Source organism: Streptomyces sp. NPDC055400 (genome assembly GCF_053644375.1).
The window spans coordinates 32,412-54,739 of the sequence record NZ_JBSHLM010000016.1 but is presented as its reverse complement, the minus strand read 5'-3'; the positions used below and the strand labels follow the sequence as shown (position 1 = coordinate 54,739).

Annotated in this window: 20 protein-coding genes and 2 pseudogenes; 8 read left to right on the top strand and 14 right to left on the bottom strand. The window is 71.0% G+C overall.

The window, feature by feature from the left end:
* Positions 1-518: 518 nt before the first annotated feature.
* The gene (locus ACWIGU_RS34345) at positions 519-1,466 is read left to right on the top strand and encodes an ABC transporter substrate-binding protein (protein WP_454405580.1); all 948 of its coding nucleotides are present in this window, start codon (positions 519-521) and stop codon (positions 1,464-1,466) included.
* A 44-nt stretch (positions 1,467-1,510) separates the two neighbouring features.
* Here ACWIGU_RS34345 and ACWIGU_RS34340 read toward each other — a convergent pair whose 3' ends face one another.
* A complete protein-coding gene (locus ACWIGU_RS34340; protein WP_454405579.1) occupies positions 1,511-2,848 on the bottom strand; it encodes a DUF5685 family protein in 1,338 nt (445 codons plus the stop codon).
* A gap of 290 nt (positions 2,849-3,138) precedes the next feature.
* On the opposite strand from ACWIGU_RS34340, the gene ACWIGU_RS34335 reads away from it, so the two are divergent.
* On the top strand, positions 3,139-3,591 hold the full coding sequence (locus ACWIGU_RS34335) for a cell division protein SepF (RefSeq protein ID WP_399970429.1): 453 nt from the start codon (positions 3,139-3,141) through the stop codon (positions 3,589-3,591).
* Positions 3,592-3,647: 56 nt separating this feature from the next.
* Here ACWIGU_RS34335 and ACWIGU_RS34330 read toward each other — a convergent pair whose 3' ends face one another.
* Positions 3,648-5,279, bottom strand: a complete 1,632-nt coding sequence (locus tag ACWIGU_RS34330; RefSeq protein WP_454405578.1) for an MFS transporter — start codon at positions 5,277-5,279, stop codon at positions 3,648-3,650.
* Positions 5,280-5,538: 259 nt separating this feature from the next.
* On the opposite strand from ACWIGU_RS34330, the gene ACWIGU_RS34325 reads away from it, so the two are divergent.
* Positions 5,539-6,696, top strand: a complete 1,158-nt coding sequence (locus ACWIGU_RS34325; RefSeq protein WP_454405577.1) for a hypothetical protein — start codon at positions 5,539-5,541, stop codon at positions 6,694-6,696.
* A 270-nt stretch (positions 6,697-6,966) separates the two neighbouring features.
* Positions 6,967-7,995: a phosphatase PAP2 family protein gene (locus tag ACWIGU_RS34320; protein WP_454405576.1), complete on the top strand. Its 1,029-nt coding sequence runs from the start codon at positions 6,967-6,969 to the stop codon at positions 7,993-7,995.
* A 123-nt stretch (positions 7,996-8,118) separates the two neighbouring features.
* On the opposite strand, the gene ACWIGU_RS34315 is transcribed toward ACWIGU_RS34320, so the two are convergent.
* Positions 8,119-8,334 carry an I78 family peptidase inhibitor gene (locus tag ACWIGU_RS34315; protein WP_356280109.1) on the bottom strand — a complete coding sequence of 72 codons (216 nt, stop codon included), beginning with the start codon at positions 8,332-8,334 and terminating at the stop codon, positions 8,119-8,121.
* 412 nt (positions 8,335-8,746) lie between these two features.
* Here ACWIGU_RS34315 and ctaD point away from each other — a divergent pair.
* Positions 8,747-10,444, top strand: a pseudogene (ctaD, locus tag ACWIGU_RS34310) (aa3-type cytochrome oxidase subunit I); the annotation flags it as partial.
* On the opposite strand, the gene ACWIGU_RS34305 reads toward ctaD, so the two are convergent.
* From ACWIGU_RS34305 to ACWIGU_RS34290, 4 genes are all read right to left on the bottom strand, one after another.
* Positions 10,329-11,372 (bottom strand): helix-turn-helix transcriptional regulator, encoded by a 1,044-nt coding sequence (locus ACWIGU_RS34305; protein ID WP_454405575.1) that lies wholly within the window; start codon positions 11,370-11,372, stop codon positions 10,329-10,331. The pseudogene ctaD and the gene ACWIGU_RS34305 sit on opposite strands and share 116 nt — an antisense overlap.
* A 59-nt stretch (positions 11,373-11,431) precedes the next feature.
* Positions 11,432-12,301 (bottom strand): hypothetical protein, encoded by an 870-nt coding sequence (locus ACWIGU_RS34300; RefSeq protein WP_454405574.1) that lies wholly within the window; start codon positions 12,299-12,301, stop codon positions 11,432-11,434.
* Positions 12,298-13,566, bottom strand: coding sequence for a glycosyltransferase family 4 protein (locus tag ACWIGU_RS34295; protein ID WP_454405573.1), 1,269 nt, complete (start codon positions 13,564-13,566; stop codon positions 12,298-12,300). The genes ACWIGU_RS34300 and ACWIGU_RS34295 overlap by 4 nt, the downstream gene beginning before the upstream one ends.
* 281 nt (positions 13,567-13,847) lie before the next feature.
* The gene (locus ACWIGU_RS34290; protein ID WP_454405572.1) at positions 13,848-14,444 is read right to left on the bottom strand and encodes a transglycosylase family protein; all 597 of its coding nucleotides are present in this window, start codon (positions 14,442-14,444) and stop codon (positions 13,848-13,850) included.
* 393 nt (positions 14,445-14,837) lie between these two features.
* On the opposite strand from ACWIGU_RS34290, the gene ACWIGU_RS34285 reads away from it, so the two are divergent.
* Both ACWIGU_RS34285 and ACWIGU_RS34280 read left to right on the top strand, forming a co-directional pair.
* On the top strand, positions 14,838-15,662 hold the full coding sequence (locus ACWIGU_RS34285) for a hypothetical protein (protein ID WP_454405571.1): 825 nt from the start codon (positions 14,838-14,840) through the stop codon (positions 15,660-15,662).
* A 228-nt stretch (positions 15,663-15,890) separates the two neighbouring features.
* Complete coding sequence (locus ACWIGU_RS34280) at positions 15,891-16,208, top strand: hypothetical protein (RefSeq protein WP_454405570.1); 318 nt, start codon at positions 15,891-15,893, stop codon at positions 16,206-16,208.
* 29 nt (positions 16,209-16,237) lie between these two features.
* Here ACWIGU_RS34280 and der read toward each other — a convergent pair whose 3' ends face one another.
* The 6 genes from der to ACWIGU_RS34250 form a co-directional block, all read right to left on the bottom strand.
* On the bottom strand, positions 16,238-17,710 hold the full coding sequence (gene der, locus ACWIGU_RS34275) for a ribosome biogenesis GTPase Der (protein WP_100598999.1): 1,473 nt from the start codon (positions 17,708-17,710) through the stop codon (positions 16,238-16,240).
* Between the two features lie 81 nt (positions 17,711-17,791).
* Positions 17,792-18,481 carry a 1-acyl-sn-glycerol-3-phosphate acyltransferase gene (locus tag ACWIGU_RS34270; RefSeq protein ID WP_442802645.1) on the bottom strand — a complete coding sequence of 230 codons (690 nt, stop codon included), beginning with the start codon at positions 18,479-18,481 and terminating at the stop codon, positions 17,792-17,794.
* Positions 18,439-19,143: a (d)CMP kinase gene (gene cmk, locus ACWIGU_RS34265; protein ID WP_454405569.1), complete on the bottom strand. Its 705-nt coding sequence runs from the start codon at positions 19,141-19,143 to the stop codon at positions 18,439-18,441. The genes ACWIGU_RS34270 and cmk overlap by 43 nt, the downstream gene beginning before the upstream one ends.
* 112 nt (positions 19,144-19,255) lie before the next feature.
* Positions 19,256-20,341 carry a prephenate dehydrogenase gene (locus tag ACWIGU_RS34260; protein ID WP_454405568.1) on the bottom strand — a complete coding sequence of 362 codons (1,086 nt, stop codon included), beginning with the start codon at positions 20,339-20,341 and terminating at the stop codon, positions 19,256-19,258.
* Positions 20,338-20,700 carry a chorismate mutase gene (aroH, locus tag ACWIGU_RS34255; RefSeq protein WP_100599003.1) on the bottom strand — a complete coding sequence of 121 codons (363 nt, stop codon included), beginning with the start codon at positions 20,698-20,700 and terminating at the stop codon, positions 20,338-20,340. Before aroH ends, ACWIGU_RS34260 begins: the two co-directional genes overlap by 4 nt.
* Positions 20,701-20,830: 130 nt before the next feature.
* Entirely contained in the window at positions 20,831-21,247 is a 417-nt protein-coding gene (locus tag ACWIGU_RS34250) for a YidB family protein (protein WP_454405567.1), read from the bottom strand.
* 189 nt (positions 21,248-21,436) lie between these two features.
* On the opposite strand from ACWIGU_RS34250, the gene ACWIGU_RS34245 reads away from it, so the two are divergent.
* Positions 21,437-22,183 (top strand): nucleotidyltransferase domain-containing protein, encoded by a 747-nt coding sequence (locus ACWIGU_RS34245; protein ID WP_454405566.1) that lies wholly within the window; start codon positions 21,437-21,439, stop codon positions 22,181-22,183.
* On the opposite strand, the pseudogene ACWIGU_RS34240 reads toward ACWIGU_RS34245, so the two are convergent.
* Positions 22,109-22,264, bottom strand: a pseudogene (locus ACWIGU_RS34240) (nucleotidyltransferase domain-containing protein); the annotation flags it as partial. The gene ACWIGU_RS34245 and the pseudogene ACWIGU_RS34240 sit on opposite strands and share 75 nt — an antisense overlap.
* Positions 22,265-22,328 lie beyond the last annotated feature (64 nt).

Sequence of the window (22,328 nt, the reverse complement as noted above, 5' to 3'; positions counted from 1 at the left end):
GCACTGGAATCCAGCACGGTCTTGCCTTCACACGGAACATGCGGACCGAGCCCCTCAGCAGCGGTCCCTCACCGAGAGTACGGGGCTCGCTCCGCTCGCTGTCAAGGCTGTCCAGAGTGTGAGCTGTCCGTCTCAAGTGAGTTGACGCGGAAACGGATGCCTGTTCCACTTGGCCCATGCATCCGCAGCAGTGGCTGGTCACGCGCTCCCACATCGACTTCGGTCGAGTGTGGTCGGCGTCCTGTTGATGCCCTTCTGACGCCCGCTGCGCGTCTGTTTCCCTCTTCTCCACGCTTCCCGACGCTCGTCGCGTTCTGAGCGTTCTGCGTTTCTGCGTCTTCTACGTTTTTTCTACGTTTTCTACGTTTTCTGCGTTTCCCGGTGCGCCCAAGTACGCGCACTCGTCCGCGCCTTCACACACCCACGCGTCCTCGCGTACCCCTCCCCTCCTTCTCTCGTCACCCCTGCGTGCTCGTTGTCTTCGAAGGGCAGAACTCCACGCCATGCGTACGATTTTGATGACCCGTCAGCGAATTCCGGCCGCGTTCGCGCTGATCACCGCGGCCACCCTGGCGTTGGCCGGATGCGGCTCCGGCGACCCCGGAGCCGCCGCCGACGGCGCCGCACCCGCGGGCAGGAGCGACAAGATCCCCACCACCGACGTGGTGAAGGCCGTCACGAAGGACGAGGCGGCGGCGAAGCTGCTGCCCGCCGGGGTCCGGGCGAGCGGCAAGCTGACCGTCGGCGCCTCCATCGGCGGCACCCCGCCCGGCGCCTTCTACCTGGAGGACGGCCGGACAGCCGCCGGCCAGGACATCGACTTCGCCGACGCCGCCGCCAAGGTCCTCGGGCTGAAGCTGAAGCGGGAGGCCGCCGGTTTCGAGGCGATCCTGCCCGCGCTCGGCAGCGGCAAGTACGACCTGGGCACAGGCAACTTCGGCGTCACGGACGAGCGGCGCAGGACGATCGACTTCGTCACGTACATCAATGACGGCCAGGGCTTCGCCGTGCGCGAGGACAGCGACCTGAAGAAGGTCACGGACCTCAGGCAGCTGTGCGGCCTGAACGTGGCCACCGGCGCGGGCACCACCTTCGAGGCGACCCTGGAGGAGAACAAGCACCTCTGCACGGACGCCGGGAAAAAGGCGTACAGCGTGAAGACGTACGCGGACCAGAGCGCGATCTGGTCGTCCCTCCAGCAGGGCAGGTCCGACGTGGTGATGAGCACCATCAACGGGCTGCGGTACGCCGTCGCCCACCAGGAGGGGCTGAAGTTCCTCAACGAGTACCACCGCCTCGACGTCGGCTTCGCCTTCAAGAAGGGCACGAAGCTGGCGCCTGCGTTCCGGGCGGCGGTGAACAAGCTGATCGCCGACGGGACGTACGACAAGATCCTGAAGAAGTGGGGCACGAGCGAGTCCGCGATCGAGAAGTCGCAGATCTCACCGCCCGAGATCAAGGACTGACGCCGGGCCCACGGACCCGGAACCGGACCCGGAACCCGGGGGTCTCAGCAGTCGCAGCAGGAGCAGCACTCACAGCATTCGCAGATGGAGCACGCCTCGCAGCAGCTGCAGTCGGTCGAGCAGCAGTCGCTGCACCAGCCGTCGCGCTTCTTCCGGGACCAGGGCCCCTCGAACTCGTCGGCACAGCACACCTTGCAGGTGCAGCAGAGCCCGATCGCCGCGGCGCACCCGGCGAAGAACCCGCGCTTGCCGGGCTTCGGCGGCTGAAAGGACGGCCCCCCGCCGAAGCCACCGGGTCCGCCCGGACCACCGGGACCGCCCTGGCCGCCGCCGTACGGATTCTGCGAGCCGTACGGCCCGGAGGACCCGGGTGGCACATACGGGCCCGATCCGGTGGGCACCCAGGGGCCGGGCGCACCGGGGCCCTGCTGCGGGCTGGACGCCGTCGGTGCGTGCGCGCCGTGTGAGGGGCCGGCTCGGCGAGAGGGATCAGTGCCATGGGACGCGTCGGCGCCGTGCGCGCAGCCCGACGTGCCGAAGGCGCGGTCGACCGACCGGCGCAGTTCGTGGACGAGCAGCAGATGCGCGAGCGTGCCGTCGACGAATTCGGCCTCGCGCAGGGCGAGACGGATGCCGCGCAGCGCGTCGTCGGCGAGGCGGCGCGCCTCGATGAGGTCCGTGCCCGTCGCCGTGAGCGGGTTCCAGGCATCCGACGCGGCGTCAGCTTCCTTGTCCTCCACGGCGTCCAGGAGGTGGGCGAGGCGCCCGAAGAGCCGGCCTGCCTCGGCGAGCGGCGCCGCGTTGCCGGGGCGTCCCGCGAGGACGGCGGTGTGCGCGAAGGCGGCGGCGGTCGCCGTCTCGGTCGGCTCGGTGACCGTGAGCACCGGGGTTCCGAGGCCGGCGAGCGACTCGATCCCGATCTGGCGCTCCACGGCGTCGACCAGGACGGCCGTATCGAACCCCACGTCAGAACCCGTACGGGATCCGGCCTTTCCCCACTTCGTGGCTACCCGGCGGGCCGCCGCGGCCACCGGCCTGCGGGCCAGGAGGCCGTCGCCGTCGGCGACGTGGTCGCGGACCTTCGCCGAGGCGAGGACCAGTGAGACGGCGGCGGCGAGCCGGGCGCCCTCGCCCTGCGCGACGGAGGCGGTGCGCATCCCGCGCAGTGGACAGGGCCCCGCCGTGCGCCGTCCCCCGGCGGCACGTTCGGTCTGAGCCTCCGTCAGAACCGAGATCAGCAAACCGTCGTAGTTCGTGACAATCCTCGCGAACTGCCCGTGGTCACCGCGAAGTGCCAGGCAGAGTCCGCACAGATGAGCCATCCATTGCGCTTTGAGTCCCTCGCCGAGACGATGACTGCAGGGCCGGACCATTCCGAACAAGACGACTCCCCCGAGGGTCCTGAAGACGTAAGCTGCGACATCGTATCGAGGGTGCCGTTCACCCGTACGCACCGGTCGTCACCCGTACGCCGCGAAGAATCATATTTCACTCACTGTCAGCAGCCGTACGGGATACGACCCTTGGGATTCATGGGACAGCGCCGTGTTGACTCTGCACCAGTAGCGTCACGAAAACCCCGCGCGCCGACTATCCACTTGGCGCACCATCCGCATCATGGACGACCATAGGGATGCGAAACGCAGAGGAACCGCTGTGAGAGGAGGCGTCCATGGGATCGGTGCGCAAGGCGAGTGCCTGGCTTGGCCTCGTCGACGACAACGATGACGAGCGTTACTACGACGGCTACGACGACGACAGGGTCGAGGGGTCCGAGCCCCAGACCGGCGCCGCCTGGGTCACGGACCCGCGGGTGAAGGTGGCGGCCGACACCGCCGAGGAGCAGGGCCGCCGGATCGGCACGGTCACCCCGGACGGATTCCGGGACGCCCGTGGCATCGGCGAGATGTTCCGGGAGGGTGTCCCGGTCATCATCAACCTCACGGCCATGGAGCCCGGGGACGCCAAGCGCGTCGTCGACTTCGCGGCCGGGCTCACGTTCGGGCTGCGGGGTTCCATCGAGCGGGTGGCGAACCGGGTGTTCCTGCTGAGCCCTGCCGACACGCAGGTGGTCAACGGCGAGGCGGAGAGCCGTCCGACGGACGGTTTCTTCAACCAGAGCTGAGCGTCACGGGTGGGTAGGGCCCGGCCCCTCGGCCGGGCCGCCGCCCGCGCCAGCCGTCACGCGACGGTGGACTCCACGCCGACCCGCTCGGGACCGCGCTGGGGCCCGATCTTCGCCGTGCCCTCAGCCTCCTGCGGGGCAGCGGCTTCGCACTCCATCCGCTTGGGCAGCCGCAGCGCGGCCAGCGCCCCGAGCAGCAGGAACCCGGCGCTCACGGACAGCGTCACGTGCAGTCCGTGGACGAAGGCGACCCGGGCGGCGCTGCGCAGCGCCTCACCGGCGGTGCCGCCGAGGCGCGTCGCGACCTGGTACGCCTCGCCGAGCGAGTTGCCCGCGTGGGCGCTCGCGGATCCGGGCACTCCGCTGACCCGGGCGATCCCGGGTGCGTACGCGGCGTTCATCACCGAGCCGAGCAGGGCGATACCCATGCCCGCGCCGAGCTGGTAGGAGGTCTCCCCGATCGCCGCGGCGCCGCCCGCGTCCTCCGCCGAGGCCTCGCTGAGCATCGACTCGTAGGCACCGAAGAGGGTGGTCTGCAGGCCGAAGCCGAGAAGGATGAAGCCGAAGAAGAGCAGCGACGGCCGGTCGTGCTGTCCCATCGGCGTGAGCATGAGCACCGCGGCCGCGGTGAGTACGAAGCCGGCCGAGACCATGCGGCGCGGTCCGAAGCGGCGCAGCTGGGCCGAGCCGAGGACGCCCGCGGCCATCGCCGCGAAGGTGAGTGGGAGCAGCCGTACGCCTGTCTCCAGGGGGCTCAGGCCGAGCACCAGCTGGAGGTACTGAACGGCGATGAGCTCCAGGCCGACCAGGGCGAGCATGGCGAGGACGATGCAGCCGACCGCGGTGGAGAAGGCGGGCCTCGCGAACATCTTCATATCGATGAGCGGGTGCTCGCGGCGCTTCTGCCGCCGCACGAACACGATCAGCACGGCCGCGCCGACGAGGAGGGGGCCGACGGCGGACGGGTCGAGCAGGTCGCGGTCGACGCCGAGCCGCTTCACGCCGTAGACGACACCGAGCATTCCGACGGCCGCCATGAAGGCGCCGACCACGTCCCAGGGCCCGTCGGAACGGCCCTTGGACTCGGGAAGTATGAGACGGCCGAGGGGCAGCATGACGGCCATCAGCGGGATGTTGATCAGGAAGACCGAGCCCCACCAGAAGTGCTCGACCATGAAGCCGCCGAGGACCGGCCCGGTGGCGGCGCCTATCGCGGCGACCGCGGACCAGACGCCGATCGCGACGGCCCGCTCGCGCCGGTCGGGGAAGACCGCGCGCAGGATCGACAGGGTCGCGGGCATGATCATCGCGCCGCCGACGCCGAGCAGCGCGCGGGCCAGGATCAGGATGTGCGGTGTCGAGGCGAACACGGCGAGTGCGGAGGCCACGCCGAAGAGGCCGTATCCGAGGAGCAGTACGCGTCTGCGGCCGACACGGTCGCCGAGCGTGCCGAAGAGGATCAGGAGCGCCGCGCAGATCAGCGGATAGGCGTCGACGATCCAGAGCAGCTGGACGGCCGAGGGGCGCAGGTCCTGGGTGACGGCGGGGACGGCGACGTGCAGCACGGTCGCGTCGAGGGCGACGAGCAGCAGGCTGGTGCACAGGACGACGAGGACGACCCAGCGATTGGCGCCTGGCCCTGCGGTCCGCAGGCGAGAGGGCGCGGTGGCCGTGATCGTCCCGGACATATGCGTACCTCCCAGTGGTCCCTCGCGCTCGGCGGATCCGCGGGGTGGGGACTTCCCCGCGGTTGCGGCCGGAAGGAGCGGACTCCCGTGCCCACGCAACGAATGGCGAGTGAGCCGCCAGAGTACGCGAGTCCGTTGCGGTCACACGTGGCGGACCTCTCATGTGCTCAGCCGCGGAGTGTGGCGTACGCCACGCTCTACTCCCGGACCACGCACCGGGCGTGCGGTCCGGTTGCGCCCGGCGCCGATAATCGACGCCGTGACCGAAGTCGACCTGCAAGAACCGCGGAGCGCGCCGGCCCGGGCGGCCGGTGCGCTGCGTCGCGCGGCGCCGGCACTCCTTGCCTATGCCGGGGTGCGCGCCCTGGGCCTGATCCTGCTCGCCGTGTGGAGCGCTGCGAAGGGGAAGAGCCCGCACACGCTGCTGACCGCCCGCTGGGACTCGCTCTGGTACACCCGCGTCGCCGATTTCGGCTACGGCTGGGAGGTGCGCCTGCCGGACGGCACGGTGCACTCGAACCTCGCGTTCTTCCCGCTGCTGCCGTGGCTGGAGCGGCTGGCGTCGGCGGTGAGCCCTTTGTCGTACGCGGACGCGGGCCTGCTGGTGAGCTGGCTCGCGTCGCTCTGCGCGGCCTGGGGGATCTTCCTCGTGGCCGAGCTGCTGTACGGGCGGCGGGCCGGCGTCTGCGCGGTCGTGCTCTGGGCGGTGCTCCCGGTCGGGATCGTGCAGTCGATGGCGTACAGCGAGTCACTCTTCACGGCGCTCGCGGCCTGGTCGCTGTACGCGGTGCTGACCGGGAGGTGGGTGAGCGCGGGGCTGCTCGCCTCGCTCGCGGGGCTGACCCGGCCGGTGGGTGCGGCGGTGGTCGCCGCGCTCTGGGTGACGGCCGTGGTCCAGGTCGTGCGGGAGAAGAGGATCTCCTGGCGCATGGCCGTCGGCGTGCTGCTCGCCCCACTGGGCGCCGCCGCGTACGTCCTGTGGGTGGGGCATCGCACGGGGGGCGGCCTCTTCGGCTATCTGGACGTCCAGGGTCAGTGGGGCAACGGCTTCGACGGCGGTCTCGCCTTCGCGCGCTTCGTCGGCGACAAGTTCACGTCGTTCCCCTCGGCGCTCGCGGGGCTCGGCCTGACCGTCGGGGTCGCGCTCGTGATCCGGCTCTACGTGCTGTGTGTACGGCGAGGTCAGCCGCTCGCGCTGCTCGTCTACTGCGGGATCGTCGTCGCGCTCGCGCTGTGCGCGTCGGGCTACTTCGGCTCGAAGCCGCGGCTGCTGCTGCCCGCGTTCCCGCTCCTGCTGCCGGTCGCGGTGGCGCTCGCCCGGCTGCGCACGAGCAGATCGGCGGCGGTGCTCGGCGGCGTGGCCGTGGCGTCGGCGGTGTACGGGGCCTTCTGGCTGAACGGGTCGGGGCCTCCTTGATCGACTTGATCGGCCCGGCGGGCCCGGGAGGCCCGCCCGATCGCACCGGGTGATCGGACGGGAAATTCCAGGGAAGCCGTCGGTGAACGAATTCGGGCGTGGCGAAAAACGAATGCACGAAATGATCAATGTAATTGAAGGCAACGCTCCGGTCGGATAGTGATATCCGCAGGGATAAACGCCCCGCTGAGAGCAATCCCACATCACATCGTCATCACAAACCGAGTGATTCGGCCGGGTTCGGCACTCACTCGCTGTAGCGTCGATTGGGTGCGTACCGAACGAAACCTCACCCGTCTGGAGCGGCTCTTCGCCCGCCTCGACCGTGAGCCGGAACGACCGGTCAACCTGGATGTGCCCAGGATGAGCCGGCACAGGGTCGTGCTCTTCGGAGCCACCCTGTCCTTCTACCTCGCCATCGTGGTGGCCGTGCTGATCACGTCCTGGCTCGTCACGTTCGACTGGCAGGTCATGTTCTTCCGGCCCTACCAGCAGTGGCCCGAGATCCACGCGTTCCTGGACTACTGGGTCGTGCTCGGCCAGCGTGGGCCGACCGCGGTCATGGTCATGGCCTGGCTCGGCTGGCGCTCCTGGCGTCAGCACACGCTGCGGCCGCTGCTCATGTTCGGTGCCGCGCTGCTGCTCCTGAACATCACCGTGGGCGCCGCCAAGCTCGGTATGGGCCGCCTCGGCCCGCACTACGCGACCACGATCGGCTCGAACGAGATGTGGCAGGGCGGCGATATATTTCCTTCGGGCCACACCGCCAACGCCGTGGTGACCTGGGGAATCCTCGCCTATCTGGCCTCGACGCCGCGCGCCAGGCGCTGGCTGTCGGCCGTCTCCGCCGTGATCTCCCTGAGCGTCGGCCTGACCACCGTGTACCTCGGTACGCACTGGCTGAGCGATGTCTTCCTCGGCTGGGCCGCGGGTCTGCTCATCCTGCTCGCGCTGCCCTGGGTCGAGCCGCTGATCACGCAGGTCGAGGCCTGGATCTTCTCGCTGCGCGAGCTGTGGCGCAGCCGCCGTTCCGGCGCGCTCCCGGCGCCCGCCCCGGCCGCCGCCACGCCCACGCTGGTTGCGCAGCGCGCCGCCCCGCCGGCCTCGGAGGAGACGCCGGTACGCGAACCGGTCGGCACCGCGCGGGCGGTGCGGCCCCCCGGGCTCCTCGCCCCGGGTCCGCACACCGCGCGCTCCGAGCGCACCCCGGTCACCCCGGCCGGCAGCCGCAGGCCGCCGCACGCCGACCGGGTGCCGCGCGGCACCACGTCGGCCGCTCGCCCGGTCGCCGGCGGCTGACCGGCGTAAGCGCGAGAGCGCCGCAGGCCGCGGGGCCGGTACGCACAGCCTGATCCCCGCAACGGCCGAAGGCCCCCGGTTCCCACACGGAACCGGGGGCCTTCGCGCTGCTTGTCGGCCCTGTCAGCCCTTCCAGCAGCGGGTCACGATGCCGTCGGACACCTCGAAGTTCAGCCGTCCCGCGCGGTACTCCATGGTGATGATCGCGCCCGGGGGCAGCGACCTGACCGTGGACCAGCCGCGCTCACGGGCCCGCGCCTCGGCGCCCGGCGCATCGAGGCCGACGTACGCGTCGAGAGTGTCCTGGGGGTCTGCGGGAGGGGTCGGAATGGGTGCCATGACCGCCACGTTAGGCGGCCGGGCCGCCTGACACCAGAGCGGGCCGCCCGCCGTCACGGGTCCCCCTCCGGTCACGCTTCTGTCACAGGTCCACGACACGCGTTTCACTCGAACTCCGTCACACGTACGAGCGATTTGATGCTCCTTCTGCGCTTGTTCTGAGCGCGCCACGGCATAATTCCGCGACTTCGCCGAAAGCGCCCGGATAACGTGCCCGGAAATAGCGCCACGACAGCGTCCGGGACCCGCCCAATTCGGATTCCCGGGCGCTCTTCATCAGTTGACGCCCCATCGGAATTGCATGAACGCGACACAGAGCTCCCGTACGCCCCCTGTCGGAGTCGGTGGGGAAGCGAGCATCATGGCGTGTGCTCGAGGCAGGCCCGGGGCGCGAGAAGCGAGGGGGCAAGCGATGGGTACGACGGACGTGCAGCCCGTGCAGCCGGCACCAGGAGCGGCGCGGACGAAGACGCCGGGCCGGATCGTCGTGGAGTGGCTGACCACCACGGACCACAAGAAGATCGGCCACCTCTACCTGATCACGTCGTTCGCGTTCTTCCTCGCCGGCGGCGTCATGGCGCTCCTGATGCGGGCGGAGCTCGCGCGGCCCGGGCTTCAGATGCTGTCCAACGAGCAGTACAACCAGCTCTTCACGATGCACGGCACGATCATGCTGCTGCTCTTCGCGACCCCGACCTTCGCGGGCTTCGCCAACGAGATCATGCCGCTGCAGATCGGCGCCCCCGACGTGGCGTTCCCCCGGCTCAACATGTTCTCGTACTGGCTGTTCCTGTTCGGCGGGCTGATCGTGATCGGCTCGCTGATGGTGCCCGGCGGGGCCGCGGACTTCGGCTGGTTCGCGTACGCACCGCTCAACAGCCTGACACGCTCACCGGGCATCGGCGCCGACATGTGGATCATGGGTCTGGCGCTCGCGGGCTTCGGCACGATCCTCGGCGCGGTGAACTTCCTGACGACCATCATCGGGATGCGGGCGCCCGGCATGACGATGTTCCGGATGCCGATCTTCACGTGGAACACGCTGTTCACGTCCATCCTCGTGCTGATGGCGTTCCCGGTGCTCGCCGCGGCGCTGCTCGTCCTGGAGGCGGACCGGCGCTTCGGGGCCGTGGTCTTCGAGGCCCAGTTCGGGGGTGCGCTGCTGTGGCAGCACCTCTTCTGGTTCTTCGGCCATCCGGAGGTCTACATCATCGCGCTGCCGTTCTTCGGCATCGTCTCCGAGATCCTCCCGGTCTTCAGCCGCAAGCCGATCTGGGGCTACTCGATGCTGGTCGGCGCCACGATGGCCATCACCGGGCTGTCGATCGTCGTGTGGGCGCACCACATGTTCGTGACGGGCGGGGTGCTGCTGCCGTTCTTCTCGTTCATGACGTTCCTGATCGCGGTGCCCACGGGCGTGAAGTTCTTCAACTGGATCGGGACGATGATCAACGGGTCCCTGTCCTTCGAGACCCCGATGCTGTGGTCCGTCGGCTTCCTGGTGACGTTCCTGTTCGGCGGCCTGACCGGCGTCATCCTCGCCGTGCCGCCGCTGGACTTCCATGTGACGGACTCGTACTTCGTGGTCGCGCACTTCCACTACGTCGTGTTCGGCACGGTCGCCTTCGCGACCTTCGCCGGCTTCTACTTCTGGTGGCCGAAGTTCACCGGAAAGATGCTCGACGAGCGGCTCGGGAAGATCCACTTCTGGACGCTGTTCGTCGGCTTCCACACCACGTTCCTGGTGCAGCACTGGCTCGGCGCCGAGGGCATGCCGCGGCGGTACGCCGACTATCTGGCGGCCGACGGGTTCACGGCGCTCAACACGCTGTCGACCATCGGCTCGTTCCTGCTCGGCCTGTCCACGCTGCCGTTCCTCTACAACGTCTGGAGGACGTCCAGGTACGGCGAGAAGGTCGACGTGGAGGACCCGTGGGGCTACGGGCGTTCGCTGGAGTGGGCGACGCCGTGTCCGGCGCCGCGACACAACTTCCTCACGCTGCCCCGGATCCGCTCCGAGTCCCCGGCCTTCGACCTGCACCATCCGGCGTTCGCGTCCGCCCGTCCGCTGAGCCGGCCCGTTCCAGCGCCCGGGACAGACGGTCCCGAGCGGTCCTGATCGCCTCCGTGAGCCCGTCGGGTTCGAGCACCTCGAACTCGAAGCCCATCAGGGCCACGTGGATCACCATCACGTCGAGGCTCGCCGCCCCGGTGCGCAGCACACAGCTGTCCTCGCTGTCGGCCTCGATCGTGCCCGCCGACGGGCTGATCCGCTGCCTCGCCTCCTCCAGGGGCACCAGGAGCCGGATCGTCGCGCCGGTGGCGTACGGGCCTTGCGAGACACCCTTCGAGACATACGCGGCGAGGTCGTCGGCCGGTGGTGTGCGCGGAGTGAAGCGCGGTCCGTGCGGCGGCTTCGGCGTGATGCGGTCGACGCGGAACGTGCGCCAGTCCTCGCGGTCGGCGTCCCAGGCGACCAGGTACCAGCGGCGCTCGCTGCACACCAGACGGTGCGGCTCGACGGTGCGGCGCGTGACGGCGCCGCCGTGGTCCTCGTAGGCGAAGCGCAGCCGCTCCGAGTCCCGGCAGGCGACGGCGAGTTCGGTGAGGACGGACGGGTCGACGTCGGAGGGGCCCGGGCCGCGGAGCATCGGCACGGTGAACGCGTTGAGGGCAAAGACGCGGCGGCGCAGCCGGCCGGGGAGGACCTGTTCGAGCTTGGACAGGGCCCGTACGGACGCCTCGCCGATGCCCTCGATGCCCTGGCCGGCCGAGGTGCGCAGGCCGACGGCGACCGCGACGGCCTCGTCGTCGTCGAGGAGCAGCGGCGGCAGCTCGGCCCCGGCGCCCATCCGGTAGCCGCCGCCCGTGCCGGGGCTCGCGTCGACGGGGTAGCCGAGCCCGCGCAGCCGGTCGACGTCGCGGCGGACGGTGCGCGGCGTGACACCGAGCCGGTCCGCGAGGTCGGCGCCCGACCACTCGCGGTGGGCCTGCAGCAGCGACAGCAGCCGCAGGAGTCGGGCCGAGGTCTCCAGCATGGGCCCGAGTCTGCCAGCCCTTGCGGACAGCCGGGGTCCGCAAGGGCGCCGCGCGGGGACTACTCGGCGGCCGGGGTCACGAGGACCGCCAGGTCGTTGTCGCTCGTGTAGTACGGCTCGACCGCGATCCGGCCGCGCTCGGTGTCGAGACGCGCGGTCGGGTAGGTGAAGATCGGCTTCTTGTCGGCGACGTCGTCCAGGAGCCGGGCGACGCGTACCGCGAGTCCGTCCTCGCCCTCCGGGCGCACCCACAGGTCCCAGCGTCCCGCGTCCAGCTCCTCGTACCCGACGCGGAAGGTGAACTCTTCGCCGCGCGACGTCAGTTCGGTGCGCAGGGCGGGCCCGCCGTCCTTGCGTGAACGTATCTCCGCGTACGCCTTGGGGGTGATCGCGGTGCCGTAGATGCGGCCGCGGACCGTCATCTCGCTGTCCGCGATGAGCAGTTCGCCCGCCTCGGCGTGCGGGGCGCGCAACCAGCTGCGCACGGTGAGGTTGCCGTGCTTGGTCGCGTAGGGGATGCGGACGGCGACGAAGCCGCGGGAGCCGCTGGGCACGCGGTCGACGAGGGACCGCAGGTCGTTGAGGCCGGGGGCCAGGCGCTGCGGCTCCTCGCCGGCCACCTGCGCGAAGACGTCCCAGCGCCCCTCGGGCAGCCGGACGCTGCTGGGCAGCGCCGCCCGCAGGCTGCCGTCGCCCGCCGGGGTCAGCGGCAGGCGCACGTCCTCGCCGCTGTCCCGGTCGGTGAGGACCAGATGGGCCGGGTCGGGCCCGCCGTGGTCGGTGACGTCGAAGGTGAGACCGCCCGCCGAGTCGGCGATGCAGTCGGCGCGGGGCGCCGTGGCCCCGTCGCCCACGGAATTCCCGGACGAGGCAGACGAGGCGGCCGAGGCCGAGGCCGAGAAGTCTGCCGAAGCTTTCGGCGGGGTCATGCCGTGCGCCCCTTTCTCTGTGACGTTCCCTGGGCCGTGAACGCGGAGCGTCCCGCGTCCCGCACCGCGTACGCGCCCCCGAGCAGCGCGCCGCGGGTGCGGTGCACCAGGCCTCCGCCGCGGCGGGCCGTCAGCGAGCCGAACAGCGATTCGTAGCGCTCGGCGATGTGCGCCGGGTCGAACCGCTCGGAGTCCTTGAGCGCGGCGCTCGCCATCCGGGCGCGCAGCGCGTCGTTGTTGATCAGTTCGAGGAGGCCGCCGGAGATCGCCTCGACGTTGCCCACCTCGACCAGGCGCCCGTCGACACCGTTGTCGATGATTTCGCCGGGGCCGTGCGGACAGTCGGTGGCGACCACCGGGAGGCCGCAGCGCATCGCCTCGACGATGGTCATGCCGAACGACTCCAGGCTGGAGGTGACGGCGGCGATGGAACCTTTCGCCCACTCCGGTTCGATGGGGTGGGCGGGGCCCATGAGGAACACGTGGTTGTACAGACCGAGATCGTCGATCAGGGCGCGGAGCCTGTCCTTCTGCTTGCCGCTGCCGTAGATCCGCAGGCGCCAGTCGGGCCGCTCGGCGCGGACCCGGTCGAAGGCCCTGACCAGCAGGTCGTACCGCTTCACCGGCGCGAGCCGGCCTGCCGCGACGACCCACTTGCCCGAGCCGTCCGCGGGTTCGACACCCGGCGCGGGCACGGGGTTCGGCACGGCCTCGATCCGTACGCCGGGCAGCCGCATCTTCGCGCGGTACGCCCGGGCGTCGGCCTCCGTGGTCGTGGTGAGCGCGTCGAGCCGCGGGTAGACCGTGCGCAACTGCCTGCGCAGCGTGGTCGGGTGGCTGTCGAGCGTGAGGTGTTCCTGGCCGACGCGCAGGGGGCCCCGCCGGGTCTGGCGGGCCAGGTGCACATTGAGTCCCGGGCGGGTGCCGACGACGACATCGGCGTCGACCGCGCGCAAGTGCTCGGCGATCCGGCGGTCGGTGAGCGCGTTGTACTGGTCGTAGCGGCCCTCGGCGCGCGGGAACGCCGTGGCGGGGGTGCGGTATTCGGGGCTGTCGCCCTCGTAGCCCGGTGTGCCCTTGCGGATGTCGACGAGGTGACGGACCCGGACCCTCGGGTCGGGCCTGAAGACCGGCTCGTCACGGTGGCGCAGGACGGAGACCACCTCGACGTCGTGCTGTTCGGCAAGCGTGTTCGCGAGGTTGTACGTCGTCCGAATCGTCCCCCCGATTCCGTACGCGTTGTGAATCAGGAAAGAAATCTGCATGCGTCCCCGTATTCCACTGTTCCTCGCGGACAGTCCGTCTCCTCCGCCTACCGCGGGGTTAGACAGGGATGCGGGGGCAGAGGTTGGGCTTCACCACCATCTTGTTCCAGAACAGATGCGTGATTGAGAGACGATTTGTGGAACCTTTTGACGCTTTCCGACATCAAGGCAGGTAGGAGGGCTGAGGCACCACGAAGCAGTTCGTGGTGACGTCACCCTCTTGAGTGACCCACCCGAACTGCGGCGCGGCGCTGACGTGTTCGCCGGCGGGGCCGCCGAACTCAGCCGGCGCTCCTGGCCGATGCCTCCGGGACGAGCAGCATGGTGCCGCTGTTGAGGCGGTCGGGACGGTTGCCGACCATCAGCTTGTTGGCCTCGTAGAGCGCCTGCCAGCCGCCCTTGATCCCGTAGCGCGCGGCGATCGAGCTGAGGGTCTCGCCCCGCTCGACCACATGGACGCGGCCGTCGAGCCTGAGGACCTTGGAGCAGACGGGCCAGGCACGCCAGCCCTGGGTGCCCAGCACCTTCCCGGCGACCGCGATCTGCTCGGCACGCGTCGCGAGGTCCGCGCGCGGGGCGTACACGAGGCCGCCGTGCTCCTTCCAGGTGGACTGCCAGAACTGCAGCCCTCCGTAGTAGCCGTTGCCGCTGTTGATGTGCCAGCGCCCGGTGCTCTCGCATTCGGCCAGGCAGCCCCACGGCCACTGGTCCTTGACGCACTCGGACAGATTGACGTCCAGATGCCCGGGGCCGGGAGCCGGTGGCGGCGGGGCGGCGGCCGCGGCCGCGGGGGTGATCAGGGCGGTGAACAGGGCCGACAGGGCCGCGAGACGAAGGCGGCGTGCGGGGCGCTTGCGGATCACGGGCATGGGGCGCATCGCGTCACGCTAGGCAGAGGGGCCCACGCCTGAGCCGAGCCGCGCCCGGCGCCGGACCCGGCCCCACCCGGTCGGCCGCCACCCGGACCGCCGAAGACACATATGCGCCAACGACTGTTTTCAGCCACCTGCTTCATTGCATGATTTCAGGATTTGTCGACCTGTGGGCATGGCGACCTGGAGCCCGCCTGTCCGCATCAATCTCCTTACGCCCAAAGGGAGTTGATGTGGACTGATGGATTCCGGCCGTCGGAGCGCGTCGTGCACCGGATGGGTCGATTCCGTCCCCTTCCGGGCGTGACCCCCGGCACAGATCATCCGTTGTCTTCTTTATGAGCCGGGGCCGCCCGGCCCCATTCGACGCAGCAACACACCGAATCCGAGGAGCCACCCGTGCCGCGCATGCTCGACGTCAGCGACGACGTACGCGCCGAGATCGGCGACGCAGAAGCCGACCGGCTGCTCGCCGGAGACAACGCCCCGGGCACGTACGACTGCACCTCCTGCCGTACCCCGGGCGATTCGGAACAGGAGCGCACCAGCACCGTCCTGTTCATCGGCGACGAGACCGCCGTCCTCGCCTTCGCCCACTCCACCTGCCTGCCCTCGCAGGTCGTCCAGGTGTCCGAGGAGCAGTTGCAGGGAGCCGTCCGTTCCATCACCGGCGACGGCGGCGCACCCGCCGCAGCGTCCTCCGTCCCCTACCCCGCGGCGCAGCCCCTTCCCGGGCAGGCCGCCCCGCAGCCGCAGCAGGCCGTGCTCGGCGTGACCAGCGGGCTCGTCCTGATCTCAGGTGAGCTGCACCCCGCGCTCGTCGTCGAGCCGACCGGGCCGATCGCCCGCCCCGGCGCGACGGGCGGCTTCGACGAGTTCCTGACCCTCCTCGTGGAGCAGGGCTTCACGCCGACCGCCCAGGTCGGCGAGGTGCCGCCGGTGCTGCACGGCTGGTCCGTGCTGCTCGCCATGGGCCAGCTGCACGCCGTACTGCAGCCCACCGCCGGTGCGGGTCAGGTCGCGTGGTGGCAGGCGCACCAGCCGCTGCACGTCACCGACAGCTGGCGCGCCGCGGCGAACAGGACGAACTCCGTCCTCGTCTTCGCCGCCCCGTCCGGCACGATCGGCCGCCAGCCCCGCGAGGACCTGCTCCGCGACGCCCTCGACAAGGCCGCGGCGAACGGGCTGCTCGTCGGCGCGACGATGCCGCTGGCCGGTACGTGACGTTCCGTCACGAGCCGAGGTGACCGTGGGCCGGGCGCGTGCCCGGCCCACGGTCGTACCCGGCCCCCGGACGCCGCTGCGTGCACCTCCGCGTGCGCCGCCCGCACCCCCCTCGGCCTGCGAAAGCGCAGCCCGGGCCGCATCCGTGAGGGTGTGCGGGTCGTTGGCACCTACGTGCACGCATACGACCTCCCTCGCCGCCCGCAGTATCCGACCCCGATCCCCGCCATGCGCGGGACGCACGAATCGGCGGGTGGCCGCTCGGCCACACCGATCTACGACGCCCTGTACTCGGAGTACCGCCGGTCCTTCCGGGCCCTGCCGGGCGACCGCAGCGGCGAGGAGAACTTCTCGTTCTCCGCGTTCGGCTCGGTCCTGTACGCCGTGCACCACAGCACCAGCGGCCGGCACAGCGCGTCGCACCACGAACCGCAGCACGTCCACAGCTCGCCGCCGGCCGGCTCCTGGCACACGAACGGGCGGCAGCACAGCACCGGGAGCAACCTCCCTGCCGCACTGCCGCCCGGTCCACGCCGCGAACGCTAGGCACCAGGTCCTGGGCGCCGGGCGCTAGCTCACTTCTTACGGCCGCGCTTCTCGCGCACCCGGACCGAAATGTGGATCGGCGTCCCCTCGAAACCGAACTCCTCGCGAAGGCGCCGCTCCACGTACCGCCGGTAGCCGGCCTCGATGAAGCCGGAGGCGAAGAGCACGAACCGCGGCGGCTTCGTGCCGGCCTGCGTACCGAAGAGGATGCGGGGCTGCTTGCCGCCGCGGATCGGGTGCGGGTGCGAGGCCACCAGCTCACCCAGGAAGGCGTTGAGCCGGCCCGTCGGAACGCGTGTCTCCCAGCCGTCGAGTGCCGTCTCGATCGCGGGCACGAGCTTCTCCATGTGGCGCCCGGTCGTCGCCGACACGTTCACCCGGGGCGCCCACGCGACCTGCGCGAGCTCCGTCTCGATCTCGCGCTCCAGGTAGTAGCGCCGCTCCTCGTCGAGCGTGTCCCACTTGTTGTACGCGACGACGATCGCGCGGCCCGCCTCGACGGCCATCGTCACGATGCGCTGGTCCTGGATCGAGATCGACTCGGACGCGTCGATCAGGATGACCGCGACCTCCGCCTTCTCGACGGCAGCGGCGGTGCGCAGCGAGGCGTAGTAGTCCGCGCCCTGCTGGAGGTGGACCCGCTTGCGGATGCCCGCCGTGTCGACGAACTTCCAGGTCTTGCCGCCGAGCTCGATCAGCTCGTCGACCGGGTCGCGGGTGGTGCCCGCCAGCTCGTTCACGACGACGCGGTCCTCGTTCGCCACCTTGTTCAGGAGGGAGGACTTGCCGACGTTCGGGCGGCCGATGAGGGCGATGCGGCGGGGGCCGCCGATCGCGGTGCCGAAGGTCTGCGCCGGGGCGTCGGGGAGCGCCTCGATGACGGCGTCCAGCATGTCGCCGGTGCCGCGGCCGTGCAGGGCCGAGACCGGGTACGGCTCGCCGAGACCGAGGGACCACAGGGCGGTGGCGTCCGCCTCGCCGCTCGGCCCGTCCACCTTGTTGGCGCACAGCACGACCGGCTTGCCGGCCTTGCGCAGCAGCCGTACGACCGCGAGGTCGGTGTCCGTCGGGCCGACCGTCGCGTCGACGACGAAGACGACCGCGTCGGCCGTCTCGATCGCGTACTCGGCCTGCGCGGCCACGGACGCGTCGATGCCGAGGACGTCCTGCTCCCAGCCGCCCGTGTCGACGAGCCGGAAGCGGCGGCCCGCCCACTCTGCCTCGTACGAGACGCGGTCGCGGGTGACGCCCGGCTTGTCCTCGACGACGGCCTCGCGGCGGCCGATGATGCGGTTCACCAGGGTCGACTTGCCGACATTGGGGCGGCCGACGACGGCGAGTGCGGGCAGCGGGCCGTGGCCCGCCTCCTCGATCGCGCCCTCGACGTCCTCGATGTCGAAGCCCTCGACCGCGGCGAGCTCCATGAACTCCGCGTACTCCGCGTCGCCAAGGGCCCCGTGCTCGTGCTCGGCCGAGCCCTCCGGCTGGATCTGGTCGTTCATGAAGTCCGTACCTCGTCGTTCATCGTGGTGATCGGTGGACCGTGTGATCGCTTACCGCGGTCCACTACTGAAAAGTCTCGCTCAGTGCCCGGTGAGGCGCCTGGCGTTTTCCAGGTGGGCGGTGAGCCGCTCCTGGATGCGCACGGTCGCCTCGTCCAGCGCCTTGCGCGTACGCCGCCCGCTGCCGTCGCCCGCCGGGAACGGGTCCCCGAAGACGACGTCGACGCGGCTGCGCAGTGGCGGCAGCGCCTTTATCAACCGGCCGCGCCCCTTCGTGCTTCCCAGGACCGCCACCGGCACGATGGGCGCCCCGCTGCGCACGGCGAAGTAGGCGAGACCGGCCCGCAGGGAGGCGAAGTCGCCGCCCCCTCGGGTGCCCTCCGGGAAGATCCCGAGAACTCCCCCCTCGTCGAGCACGCTCAGCGCACGCGTGATCGCCGTACGGTCAGCCGTCGACCGGTCCACCTCGACCTGGCCGATGGCGCCCAGGAACGTGCCGAGCGGCCCGATGAACGCTTCCTTCTTGATCAGGAAGTGCGTCGGCCTGGGCGCGACGCCCATGACCATCGGCCCGTCGACGTTGTGCGCGTGGTTGACGGCCAGGATCACCGGGCCGGTCGCGGGGACCTTCCAGGCGCCGAGGACGCGGGGCTTCCACAGCCCGTACATGAGGCCGACCCCGATGCGGCGGCCGACCTCCGCGCCTCTTTCCGAGGGGGAAGCCGCGGTCACTTCGCTGCCCGCTTCTCCCCGATGAGGGTGACGACGCACTCGATGACCTGCTGGAGCGTGAGCTCGGAGGTGTCCACCTCGACGGCGTCGCCGGCCTTGGCCAGCGGGGACGTCTTGCGGCTGGAGTCCGCGGCGTCCCGCTTGATCAGGGCTTCCTGGGTCGCCTTCACGTCGGCGCCCTTGAGCTCACCGCTGCGGCGGGCCGCGCGGGCCTCCGGCGACGCGGTGAGGAAGATCTTCAGGTCGGCGTCGGGCAGGACGGTCGTACCGATGTCACGGCCCTCGACGACGATGCCCTGCTGCGCCGAGGCGGCGATGGAGCGCTGCAACTCGGTGATGCGGGCACGCACCTCGGGGACGGCGCTGACGGCGCTGACCTTCGAGGTGACCTCGGTGGTGCGGATGGGAGCGGCGACGTCGACACCGTCGACCGTGATCGTCGGGGCGGACGGGTCGGTGCCGGAGACGATCTCGGCCTTGCCGGCCACGGCGGCGATGGCCGTCGGGTCGGCCAGGTCTATGCCGTTGTTCACCATCCACCAGGTGATCGCCCGGTACTGGGCACCGGTGTCCAGGTAGCTGAGCCCGAGCTGGGCGGCGACGGCCTTCGAGGTGCTCGACTTGCCCGTGCCGGAGGGGCCGTCGATGGCGACGATCACTGCTGCCGGGGCGGCGCTTGCGGCGGTTGCGGCGGTTTCCACGGGGCTGCGGACACCTTTCTCAGTGCACGGGACAGGGAGGCGGGGCGCAAAGGCGCCCCGCACAAGGTTACTGGCTCAGGCACCCTGCCCTTACAGCCCCTGACGACAGGCCCTACTGGCGCATCGCCCAGCCGCGGTCGCGGAGCGCGGCGGTCAGTTTCGGGGCCGCGGCCGGCTGGACCAGCAGCTGGACGAAGCCCGCCTGCTGGCCGGTCGCGTGCTCGATGCGGACGTCCTCCACGTTGACGCCCGCGGCGCCCGCGTCGGCGAAGATCCGGGCCAGCTCGCCGGGCTGGTCGGAGATGAGGACCGCCACGGTGTCGTACGCCGCCGGGGCCGCGCCGTGCTTTCCGGGAACGCGGACCTGGCCCGCGTTCCCGCGGCGCAGGACTTCCTCGATGCCGGTGACGCCCTCGCTCCGCTTCGCCTCGTCCGAGGACTGGAGGGAGCGCAGGGCGCTCACCGTCTCGTCGAGGTCGGCGGAGACCGCGGAGAGCAGGTCGGCGACCGGGCCCGGGTTCGCGGAGAGGATGTCGATCCACATGCGGGGGTCGGAGCCCGCGATGCGCGTCACATCCCGGATGCCCTGGCCGCACAGGCGTACGGCCGACTCCTCGGCGTGCTCAAGGCGCGCCGCGACCATGCTGGAGACCAGGTGCGGCATGTGGGAGACGAGGGCGACGGCGCGGTCGTGGGCGTCCGCGTCCATGACGACGGGGACGGCCCGGCACAGCGCGACCAGTTCCAGCGCGAGGTTCAAGACCTCGGTGTCGGTGTCGCGGGTGGGGGTCAGCACCCAGGGGCGGCCCTCGAAGAGATCCGCGGTGGCCGCCAGGGGCCCGCTGCGCTCGCGGCCCGACATGGGGTGCGTCCCGATATAGGCGCTGAGGTCGAGGCCGAGTGCCTCAAGATCGCGGCGCGGGCCGCCCTTGACGCTGGCGACGTCGAGGTAGCCGCGGGCCACTCCGCGCCGCATCGCGTCGGCCAGGGTCGTCGCGACGTGCGCGGGCGGCACGGCCACCAGGCACAGGTCCACGGGTCCCTCGGGCGCCTCGTCGGTGCCGGCTCCGAGTGCGGCGGCGGTGCGGGCCTGCGTCGGGTCGTGGTCGGCGAGGTGCACGTGCACGCCGCGCGAGGCGAGCGCCTGGGCGGCGGAGGTACCGATGAGACCGGTGCCGATGACGAGGGCGGTTCTCACTGGGCGATGTCCTTGCGCAGGGCGGCCGCGGCACCGAGGTACACGTGCGCGATCCCGGACTTCGGCAGCTCGGACTCGATATGGGCGAGGACGCGCACGACGCGCGGCAGCGCTCCCTCGATGTCGAGCTCCTGCGCGCAGATCAGCGGCACGTCGACGATGCCCAGCTTGCGCGCGGCGGCGGCCGGGAAGTCGGAGTGCAGATCGGGGGTGGCCGTGAACCAGATCGAGATCAGGTCGTCGGAGGTCAGCGCGTTCCGCTCAAGGATGGCGGTGAGCAGCTCGCTGACCTGCTCGTCCATGTGTCCGGCTTCGTCCCGTTCGAGTTGGACGGCGCCCCGGACCGCTCGTACCGCCACGGTGTCGCTCCTTGCTCGCGTACGTACAGGCTGATGAGGTGCCAAGCCTAGCCAGCCCCCCGGACACCGGCGCGCGGCGCCCGCCTGCCGAGACGGGACGCCGCGCCGGGGTGGGACACGGTGCGCCGCCTCAGAACTTCTGCTCCTTGACCAGCTCGTCCAGCGAGACGCTCGGCACCTCGCCCTGTGGGGTCAGCTTGTCGACGGCCGTGGGCAGGGCGCTCGCGATGTCGTGTACCGCCTGGTCCGGGGTGACGCCCGACTCGGCCGCCACCTTCTGGAGCGTGGCGTCCGGCAGGGCCTCCTTGACCTGGTCCGGGGTCAGCTGCTCGTCCGAGCCGGTGCCGACCCAGGACTGCGCCTGCCCGCCGAGGCCCGACTTGGCGAGTGTCTCCAGGAGGCCGCCCAGCGGGTTGCCGCCCGCCGAGCCGACCTGGCTCTTGGCGAACGCGGCCAGGAGCGAGGTCAGGACCCCGCCCGCCGAGCCGCCCGCCTTGTCACCGAGGAGGCCGCCGAGCAGGCTTCCCAGATCGTTGTCACCCGCCATGGTCACGCCTTTCGGGACGTTCTCGGGGTCTTGCGTGGGCCCGCCTCTGGAGTCCACAGACCATGCCAATGTGACCCGAACCACACTCGGTCGCCACTCAGGCGGCCCTCGCCGGCCCGCCCTCCCCGAAGATCACGGACGCCGGAAATTCGCTCCGCCCCGCCCGGGCGCAGCCCGTACGCTCCGTCCATGACAGAGGCCCTGGACCTGGTGCGCGACCACACGATCTACTCCTGCGTGATGGGGTCGCGGGCGTTCGGCCTGGCCACGGACGGCAGCGACACCGACCGCCGGGGCGTCTTCGTGGCGCCGACCCCGATGTTCTGGCGGTTCGAGAAGCCGCCGACCCATGTCGACGGTCCGGCGGACGAGCAGTTCTCCTGGGAACTGGAGCGCTTCTGCGAGCTCGCCCTGCGGGCCAATCCGAACATCCTGGAGTGCCTGCACTCACCGCTCGTCGAGCGCGTCACCGACACCGGTCGCGAACTGCTCGACCTGCGTGAGGCGTTCCTGTCCCAGCAGGTCCACGCAACGTTCACGGGCTACGCGCTGGGCCAGCGCAAGAAGCTCGACGCCGATGTCCGCCAGTACGGCGCTCCGCGCTGGAAGCACGCGATGCATCTGCTGCGGCTCCTCGCCTCCTGCCGCGATCTGCTCCGCACCGGCCGGCTGACCCTCGGCGTGGGTGATGACCGTGAGGCGCTGCTCGCGGTGAAGCGGGGCGAGGTTTCCTGGGACGACGTGGTGGCCCGGATGGCGCGCCTGGGCGCCGAGGCGGAGGAGGCCGCCGTGCGCACCCCGCTGCCGCCCGAACCGGACCGGGCGCGGGTGGCGGACTTCCTGTTCGAGGTCCGGCGGGCGTCAGCCCTTCAGCCGGAGCCGTACGACGAGGTCGTGCAGGGCGTCGTGGACGGTCGGGGCGTCCGGCAGCGCTGAGCCCTCCTGCGCGGCGTCGAGGACGGCGTGCAGCGCCTCTATGTCGTCGGCCCCGCGCGCGGGGGCGACGACGGCCGCCCCCTGCTCCCCCACCCCCATGCCCCCGAACAGCTACCGCAGATAAGAGGGTGGCAACAACACGCCC

What these genes read in the sequence shown, in the direction of transcription:
- ACWIGU_RS34345 (WP_454405580.1), top strand. Translation starts at nt 519, where the DNA reads ATGACCCGTCAGCGAATTCCGGCCGCGTTCGCGCTGATCACCGCGGCC.
- ACWIGU_RS34335 (WP_399970429.1), top strand. Translation starts at nt 3,139, where the DNA reads ATGGGATCGGTGCGCAAGGCGAGTGCCTGGCTTGGCCTCGTCGACGAC.
- ACWIGU_RS34330 (WP_454405578.1), bottom strand. Translation starts at nt 5,279, where the DNA reads ATGTCCGGGACGATCACGGCCACCGCGCCCTCTCGCCTGCGGACCGCA.
- ACWIGU_RS34315 (WP_356280109.1), bottom strand. Translation starts at nt 8,334, where the DNA reads ATGGCACCCATTCCGACCCCTCCCGCAGACCCCCAGGACACTCTCGAC.
- ACWIGU_RS34305 (WP_454405575.1), bottom strand. Translation starts at nt 11,372, where the DNA reads ATGCTGGAGACCTCGGCCCGACTCCTGCGGCTGCTGTCGCTGCTGCAG.
- ACWIGU_RS34300 (WP_454405574.1), bottom strand. Translation starts at nt 12,301, where the DNA reads ATGACCCCGCCGAAAGCTTCGGCAGACTTCTCGGCCTCGGCCTCGGCC.
- ACWIGU_RS34295 (WP_454405573.1), bottom strand. Translation starts at nt 13,566, where the DNA reads ATGCAGATTTCTTTCCTGATTCACAACGCGTACGGAATCGGGGGGACG.
- ACWIGU_RS34290 (WP_454405572.1), bottom strand. Translation starts at nt 14,444, where the DNA reads ATGCGCCCCATGCCCGTGATCCGCAAGCGCCCCGCACGCCGCCTTCGT.
- ACWIGU_RS34280 (WP_454405570.1), top strand. Translation starts at nt 15,891, where the DNA reads ATGCGCGGGACGCACGAATCGGCGGGTGGCCGCTCGGCCACACCGATC.
- der (WP_100598999.1), bottom strand. Translation starts at nt 17,710, where the DNA reads ATGAACGACCAGATCCAGCCGGAGGGCTCGGCCGAGCACGAGCACGGG.
- ACWIGU_RS34250 (WP_454405567.1), bottom strand. Translation starts at nt 21,247, where the DNA reads ATGGCGGGTGACAACGATCTGGGAAGCCTGCTCGGCGGCCTCCTCGGT.
- ACWIGU_RS34245 (WP_454405566.1), top strand. Translation starts at nt 21,437, where the DNA reads ATGACAGAGGCCCTGGACCTGGTGCGCGACCACACGATCTACTCCTGC.